This window comes from Micromonospora sp. NPDC049799 (assembly GCF_040656655.1).
Taxonomy (GTDB): domain Bacteria; phylum Actinomycetota; class Actinomycetes; order Mycobacteriales; family Micromonosporaceae; genus Micromonospora.
This window is the reverse complement of sequence record NZ_JBFAMU010000904.1, coordinates 1-1,103: the sequence shown is the minus strand read 5'-3', so window position 1 is coordinate 1,103 and position 1,103 is coordinate 1. Positions and strand designations below refer to the sequence as shown.

General features: G+C 75.7%; 1 protein-coding gene and 1 pseudogene. Both read left to right on the top strand.

Annotated elements, in window-relative coordinates; genetic code table 11:
- Window positions 1-609, top strand: a 609-nt coding sequence (mptB, locus tag AB0I76_RS30520) for a polyprenol phosphomannose-dependent alpha 1,6 mannosyltransferase MptB (RefSeq protein ID WP_357042780.1), incomplete at its 5' end; no start/stop codon positions are given.
- Between the two features lie 17 nt (window positions 610-626).
- Window positions 627-1,103, top strand: a pseudogene (locus tag AB0I76_RS30515) (DUF2029 domain-containing protein); the annotation flags it as partial.

Sequence of the window (1,103 nt, the reverse complement as noted above, 5' to 3'; positions counted from 1 at the left end):
ACCAGCGGAGAGTCTGTCCCTTCACGAGGCTCTTCCGTTATGGGGGCCGGCGGCGCGCTCGCGGCCGTGGTCGGTGCGACCTTCGGCGCGGGGCTGGACTTCGGCTGGATCACCGGCCTCGCCCAGGGCGGCGACGTGATCGCGTGGACCTCACCGCCGACCGCGGTCGGGCAGACCGTCGGGTACCTGGTGCTGCCGTTCGGCTGGCACGTCGACGCCCTCCCGGTGACCCGGGGCATCGGCATGGCGGTGCTCGCGCTGCTGCTGGTGTGGCTCTGGTGGCGGGCGCGGACCCGCGAGCCGCTGTGGCACGCCGGCCTGGCGCTGACCGCCACGGTGGCGATGGCCCCACTGTTCCACCCCTGGTACTGGATGTGGCCCCTCGCCGTGCTCGCGGCCACCGCGCGGCGCACCGGCTGGTTCGCGCTGGTCACGCTGGTCTCCTCGTTCCTGCTGCTGCCGGACGGCACCGGCCTGGCCCGGTACACGAAGACCGCCGGCGCGCCGCTGATGACGCTGTTGGTCATCGTGGTGACGGTCCGCTTGGTACGGTCGGCCCGGGCCCGCCGCCGGCCGGCCACCGTCGAGGCGGGAGACGCGCACCGGTGATCCGACCCGGTACGCCGGTGACGCACCCGGACGCGCCGGAGACACCACCCAGGGCCGCCGGCCTCGCCCGCTGGGCCGGGCTGGCGGGCGCGGCGCTGCTCGCCGTCGCCGGGTACGTCGGCGGTGCGCTGCCCGGTGCCACGGCGACCAAGGTGTGGAACTCCGGGGACGGCCCGCTGACCGTGGCGCTGTGGCTGGCCGGCACGCTGCTGCTGACCGGGGCCTGGTGGGCGCTGCGCCGGGGCGCGCCATCGACCCGGTGGGCGTACCTGACCGCCGGGCTGTGGACGGCGCCGATGCTGGTCGCCCCGCCCCTGGGCAGCCGGGACGTCTACTCGTACGCGTGCCAGGGCTGGGCGTACGCGAACGGCGTCGACCCGTACGCGACCGGGGTGGCCGGGCCACGTTGCGGGCGGTCGCCATCCACGGACGGGTGGACGGCCGCACCTCCTTCAGCGCCCGCTCCAGGTCCCGCTGCTCGATCATCCGCACCT